Genomic DNA, 6,336 nt, shown 5'->3' with positions numbered 1-6,336 from the left:
AATACATGACCGCTCCAGACTTACGCCGCTGCCGCCATTTTGCCTCTTGCCCAAAAGGGGCCGTCCATACATGACGAGGGGTGGGCGTTTCGGCCAATCTCCAAGGCATGCCACCTGCCAACGCAAACAGATCCGACCGGTCAAAATCCTTTTGCAGTGCCACTAGGTGGCATCGGGACTTGGACCGACGACAGCAGCCGCCAAGGCAATCATGCGCCGGTCTCCGGCGTCGGCCAATTAGCCAGCGGCCCGGATATCTCGATGGGACTCTATGTGGCGATCAGCTTGGCCAAACGATCCGATGCCTCGGTTCCACTCACTCCAAGATCGCGAACGCTGCTCATGTGATTGGCACCGGAGAGGGCGGTTTGAGAGACTGCCAGCCCTTGCTTTCGCAGATGATTCGCAAATGCCTCGGCCTGGCTGTGGAACGGCGGCGTTTCCACGGCTCCAACTGCAATCTCGACCTCTACGGAGGAATCGAAGCGATGTGTCAGCGGCGACAGGCTGGCAGCCTCCTCGTCCGTGATGGCGATCTCGGCGGCAAGGAAGGAGGTCTGCAGAGGCTTCAACTCGTACAAGCCGCCAAGCAGCAGCGCGCCTTTGACGCTTGATGATCGGCCGTCATCGTTGAACAGCATCGTCGCCAGATGGGCGCCGGCGGAGTGCCCGCTGACCGTTAGGCGGCCGCAATCGCCGCCGTGCTCGGCGATGTGTTCGAGCACCCAACGCTTGGCCCGGCGCACCTGCTCGACGATAGCGGCCATCCTCACCGAGGGCATCAGTGAATAGTCGACGATGATCGCGATCGCGCCCGCCCGCGTCACCGTGTCCGCGACATAGGAATAATCGCGCTTGGAGAACATGCGCCAGTAGCCGCCATGGATGAACATGTGCACCGGCACGCGGTCGCGTTTTCCTTGGGGAAAGAACATATCGATGGTTTCGGCGGCGTCCGGTCCATAGGCGACGTCGGCGACGCTCTCGATTTTCGCCCGGGTCTCCGCGCTGCGGCGAACGATCTCGGCGACGATATCATCGAACTCTGTAACGTGGTCGCGGATGCGAAATGGATCCCTGGTCACGCCTGCGCCCTCATATCGTCACGGCGATATACTTGGCTTCCAGGAACTCGCTGATGCCGTGCTTTTGTCCGCCTTCGCGTCCGAGGCCGCTCTGCTTGACGCCGCCGAAGGGAGCCGCAGGGTCGGACATCAGGCCCCGGTTCAGCGCGATCATACCCGACTCGATCCTTGATGCCACGCGCATGCCCTTGGCCAGATCGCGCGTATAGATGTAGGCCGCCAACCCGTATTCGGTGTCATTGGCGCGTGCGATGACTTCGGCCTCATCGTCGAAGCGCATGATTGGAGCGACGGGACCGAATATTTCCTCGTGCGCCATCTCCGTATCCGGGGCAACGTCGCAAAGAACCGTCGGCGGGTAGAAATAGCCCTTGTCATCCGAGACTGCGCCTCCGCACAGCACCTTTGCACCGCGACGAACCGCGTCTTTGACGAGCCGGTCGATTTTCTCGATGGCTTTGCGAGTGATCATCGGGCCGCATTCGGTCTCGACGTCCGTGCCGGGGCCTACCTTGAGGGCGGCCATGCGCTTGCGCAGTCCCTCCGCGAACGCATCATGGATACCCGCCTGGACATAAAGCCGGTTGGCGGCGGTGCATGCTTCGCCGGCGTTGCGCATCTTGGCAATCATCGCTCCGTCGAGCGCGGCCTCCAGGTCGGCGTCGTCGAACACGACGAAGGGAGCGTTGCCGCCAAGCTCCATCGAACAGGAGATGACGTGCCTGGCGGCTTCGGCCAGAAGAACGCGACCAACGCCTGTGGAACCGGTGAACGAGAGTTTGCGCACTCGCGGGTCGGCCAGCATGGCAGCGGTCAGTGGTCCGGGATTGGACGTGGTGAGAACGTTGACGACACCGGGCGGGACGCCGGCGTCCTCATACAGCGCGGCAAGCGCATAGGCGGTCAGTGGCGTTTCGCTGGCGGGCTTCAGGATCACGGTACAACCAGCCGCGAGCGCCGGCGCGATCTTGCGAGTGGCCATGGCAGCTGGAAAATTCCATGGCGTGATCAGCACGCATATGCCTATCGGCGGGTAGTCGACGACGATACGGTTTGCGCCGGAAGGCGCAAGGCCGAACTCGCCGCTGATGCGAACCGCCTCCTCGGCGTTCCACCGAAAGAACTCGGCCGCATAAGCGACTTCGCCGCGAGCATCGCGCAGCGCCTTGCCGTTCTCTAACGAAATCAGCACGGCCAACGTCTCCGCCCGCTCGGTCATCAGTTCGAAGCAACGTCTCAGGATCTCCGACCGTTTGCGCGGGGCGGTTTCGCGCCAGGCCGCCGCCGCCTTGGCCGCGGCGTCGACGGCGGCCGCGGCGTCAGCGAGCGTAGCATCGGGAACAGCCGCGATGACGGATTCCGTCGATGGATCGACCACCTCGATAACGCGCCCGTCCGACGAGGGCCGCCATTGCCCGCCGATATAGAGTCCGTGTGAGAACGTGGCATATTCGGAGATGTCCTCCTCATCCAAAAGCCCTGGAGAAGCGTTCATGAGGTGTGTCTCCTGTCTCACATCAGAACGGCGGGCATGTCGCCGTCATAGGCCGCTTGCACCAGCCGTCGCATCGCGGCGGCGTCGAAAGGGCGGGGGTTGTTCTTGATCAGGCGGTCGATGCCGAGCGCCTGCTCGGCGGTCCACTCGATCTTGCCGGCAGGCAAGCCCAGCTCGGCCAGCGTCCGCGTGATGCCGATCGCGCCGAAAAGCCGTGAGACCTCTGCGATGGTCGCGGAAGCCCTGTCCTTGAGTTCAATGTCCGCCTGGGGAAGACCGAGCGCGGCGCCAACGTCGGCAAACTCGCTGGCGGCGGCGGGCAAGTTGTAGTTCATCACGTAGGGAAGCACGGTCGCCACCCCCAACCCATGAGGCGTATGGGTGAGCGCGCCAACCGGATATTGCACGGCATGGGCGGCAGCCGTTCCGGCCGTGCCGAAGGCACAGCCGGCCGCCAAGGCGCCCATCATCACATCGGCGCGCGCATCCTCGTCCGCACCGTCCCGGTAGGCCCTTTCCAGGCTGCGGCCAAGAAGCTTGACGGCCAATAGCGCGAAATGGTCGGTGAGCGCGCTCTTGCCCACAAAGACGTGCTGCTGCGGCAGTGTCGGATCGGTTCCGCGTCTAGCCGCCGTAAAAGCTTCGATGGCGTGCGTCAGGGCATCCGCGCCGGCAATTGCCGTGAGCGCGGGCGGGCAGGTCGCGGTCAGTTCCGGGTCGCACAGCGCGACGGCGGCGATGAGGTGGGGACTTGAAATGCCGACCTTCAGCAGACGCTCCGGATCGGAAATGACGGCTACCGGGGTCACCTCCGAGCCGGTGCCGGCGGTGGTCGGCACGGCAATCAAAGGCAGCGTGGGGCCTGGGACCTTGAACTCGCCATAGTAGTCCTGAAGCCTGCCGCCATGACTGATCAGCAGCGCCGCGCATTTGGCCATGTCGAGGCAGCTTCCGCCACCGATCCCGACGACCATGTCGGGTTTGAAATCCTTCGCCTCGGCAACACAGATCGCGACGCTGTCCCGGGGCACGTCCGGCAGCGTGCGGTCATGGACAAGGATTTCAACCGAGGCATTCCTCAGCGCGGCCATCATCTCGCCGAATATGGCCGTTGCCGCGAAGCGCTCGTCCGTGCAGACGAGCGCGCGCTTGCCATGCCTGGACGCGACGTGCGGCAGCACCTGGCGCTGGCCCTTGCCGAACAAAATCTCACGCGGCAATCGCGCTGCGGCGAACAAGGTCATCGAGTGGGCTCTTCCAATATGGCTCGGCGATCCATCGCTTCCATTTAGACATATCCGCTATAAAATCGTATAGGATATAGGATTGAATTGGCCGGAGCATCGTGTTAGTGGTCCTTCCTGTCAAGAGGCAAAAAGATGCAGAACCCCGATGTGAAGCTTGATGACGACGCGCGGCCGACAGGCAGGATCCAGCGCGCGAACAGCCTCGCGGGAGACGTCTACGAGGCGATCTTCCAGCAACTCATGTCGCTCAAGATCGCGCCGGGGTCGCGCATAACCGTGGACAATCTCGTCCGGGAACTGGATGTCTCGCATACGCCGATCCGCGAGGCTCTCGGGCGTCTGGAAGGCGAAGGCCTGGTGATCAAGACCCACCTGGTCGGCTATCGCGCCGCACCGCAGATCACACGCCGGCGTTTTGACGAGCTTTACGAGTTGCGCCTTTTGCTTGAGCCTGCCGCCGCGGCCAAGGCAGCGGCCGGCCTGGACGCTGCCCGGCTGGCGGCCCTGCAAGAGGCGGCGGGGGTCATGACCCGCGGCGAGGGCAGGGACGAGCGCCTTCGCTATTCCAACTTCGCCCGACAGGATGCGATCTTCCATGACAAGATCATGGAGTTCGCGCAGAACGAGATCATCCGCGAGACGCTGAACCACCAGCACACGCATTTTCACATTTTCCGGCTGATGTACCACTCGCGCGTAACCGAGGAAGCGCTGGACGAGCACGAAGCCATTCTCTCGGCTTTCGCAGCCGGCGATGCAAACGCGGCGCGAACGGCGATGCGGGTGCACATCGAGAACTCGCGTGACAGGCTCCTGCCTGCGTTCGAATAGTCAGACGGACGTTCCAGGCGGGTGAAACATGCCTCTTCCTGACATCCACAATCCGAAGCCAAAACCCAAGGCGCGCCTCGCCCTGCTACACAACCGAGAGGAAGACCATGCCAGCCAAAAAGATACTGATGCTGACCGGAGAGTTCACCGAGGAGTACGAAATCTTTGTCTATCAGCAGGCCATGGAAGCCGTAGGCCACACCATCCATGTCGTGTGCCCCGACAAGAACGCCGGAGACCGGATCAAGACCTCGCTGCACGACTTTGAGGGCGACCAGACCTATACCGAGAAACCCGGACACTACGCGCTGATCAACAAGACGTTTTCCGAGGCGGAAAGGCAGATCGACCAATATGATGCGGTCTACTGCGCCGGCGGCCGCGGGCCGGAATACATCCGCACAGACAAGCGCGTTCAGGCCATGGTCCGCCACTTCCACGAGACCGGGAAGCCGATCTTCACGATCTGCCACGGCGTGCAGATTCTGATAGCGGTGGACGGTGTCGTGCGCGGCAAGAAGGTCGGTGCGCTGGCGGCCTGCGAGCCGGAGGTCACCCTTGCGGGCGGCACCTATATCGACCTCTCGCCCACCGACGCCTATGTAGACGGCACGATGGTTTCGGCCAAAGGATGGACCGCACTTGCCGCCTTCATTCGTGAGTGTCTGAAGGTGCTGGGCACGGAAATCCACCATAACTAGCCACTGCCGGCCGCTGCGCTTGAGAAGGCGGGCGACTTGGCACAAATGCAGCGGCGGTCCCGGTTCGTGTCGGACCGCCGCGAGTTTCCCGCGGCCTTTGCCAAGGCCGCGACGTCCTTCGATTGAGTGCGAAGCGCGCCGTGCTTCGCTTCTGCTACCAGCACACGAAGCCGCCATCCACGATGAGATCGATGCCGGTAACGAAAGACGCGGCTCGACTGGCCAGAAACACCGCCGGGCCTATCATCTCCTCGGGCGCCGCGAGGCGACCCATGGGCGTATCGCGCTCGAAGTTCTTCACCTGCTCGGCGACTTCCGGCCTCCGGTTCATCGGGGTCAGCGTGTATCCGGGGCTGAGCACGTTGAGCCGCAGTCCGCGGTCCAACCATTCCATCGCCAGGCTCTTGGTCATGTGAATGACGGCTGCCTTCGACGAGTTGTAGTGCGCCTGGAGGAGACCGCGGTTGACGATCGAGCCGGACATGGAGGCCACGTTGATGATCGATCCCTTGCGGCGTGGCAGCATCACGCGAGCCTCGGCCTGGCAGGACAAGAACACACCGCCGACATTGATGCGGTAAAGTTCTTCCCACGTGGCCAGCGGCAAGGTCTCGGCCGCGTGCGCGCCGCCTATACCTGCATTGTTGACGGCAACCGTAAGCGCGCCGAGCTCCTTTTCGATACGCTCGACGGCGGCGGCAAGATCGGTTTCCGACGTCACCGAGCCGGTTATCGCAAGCGCCTTGCGGCCGAGCGCGGTGATCCTTTGCGCCGTTGCCTCGAGACCTCCCTTCGAGGCGTGACCGAAGCACGCGACGTCGGCACCGGCCTCAGCAAGGCCGACCGCTATGGCCTGACCGATGCCACTGCCGGCGCCGGTGACCAGCGCGACGTCGCCATCCAGTTTGAACAAGTCCATTGGGTAATTCCTTCTTGATTCCTTGATCGCGCAATCGAGCGAACATACAGGAGTCTTG

Annotated in this window: 6 protein-coding genes; 2 read left to right on the top strand and 4 right to left on the bottom strand. The window is 62.9% G+C overall.

Annotated elements, in window-relative coordinates; genetic code table 11:
• Window positions 1-269: 269 nt before the first annotated feature.
• The 3 genes from FJW05_RS27025 to FJW05_RS27015 are packed head-to-tail and all read right to left on the bottom strand — an operon-like array spanning window position 270 to window position 3,824.
• The gene (locus FJW05_RS27025; RefSeq protein WP_140637110.1) at window positions 270-1,085 is read right to left on the bottom strand and encodes an alpha/beta hydrolase; all 816 of its coding nucleotides are present in this window, start codon (window positions 1,083-1,085) and stop codon (window positions 270-272) included.
• Between the two features lie 10 nt (window positions 1,086-1,095).
• The gene (locus tag FJW05_RS27020; protein WP_140637108.1) at window positions 1,096-2,580 is read right to left on the bottom strand and encodes an NAD-dependent succinate-semialdehyde dehydrogenase; all 1,485 of its coding nucleotides are present in this window, start codon (window positions 2,578-2,580) and stop codon (window positions 1,096-1,098) included.
• Between the two features lie 17 nt (window positions 2,581-2,597).
• Window positions 2,598-3,824 (bottom strand): iron-containing alcohol dehydrogenase, encoded by a 1,227-nt coding sequence (locus FJW05_RS27015; RefSeq protein WP_140637106.1) that lies wholly within the window; start codon window positions 3,822-3,824, stop codon window positions 2,598-2,600.
• A gap of 135 nt (window positions 3,825-3,959) precedes the next feature.
• Between FJW05_RS27015 and FJW05_RS27010 the strand changes: the two genes are divergently transcribed.
• Together FJW05_RS27010 and FJW05_RS27005 are read left to right on the top strand one after the other, a co-directional pair.
• A complete protein-coding gene (locus tag FJW05_RS27010; RefSeq protein WP_140637103.1) occupies window positions 3,960-4,658 on the top strand; it encodes a GntR family transcriptional regulator in 699 nt (232 codons plus the stop codon).
• 107 nt (window positions 4,659-4,765) lie between these two features.
• Window positions 4,766-5,359 (top strand): DJ-1/PfpI family protein, encoded by a 594-nt coding sequence (locus FJW05_RS27005; RefSeq protein WP_095768830.1) that lies wholly within the window; start codon window positions 4,766-4,768, stop codon window positions 5,357-5,359.
• Between the two features lie 154 nt (window positions 5,360-5,513).
• On the opposite strand, the gene FJW05_RS27000 is transcribed toward FJW05_RS27005, so the two are convergent.
• Entirely contained in the window at window positions 5,514-6,278 is a 765-nt protein-coding gene (locus FJW05_RS27000; RefSeq protein WP_140637101.1) for an SDR family oxidoreductase, read from the bottom strand.
• Between the last annotated feature and the right edge of the window lie 58 nt (window positions 6,279-6,336).

The sequence above is a fragment of the Mesorhizobium sp. B2-9-1 genome (assembly GCF_006439455.1).
Taxonomy (GTDB): domain Bacteria; phylum Pseudomonadota; class Alphaproteobacteria; order Rhizobiales; family Rhizobiaceae; genus Mesorhizobium.
Note: the sequence above shows the minus strand (reverse complement) of the source record. Positions and strands in the feature narration are given on the sequence as shown.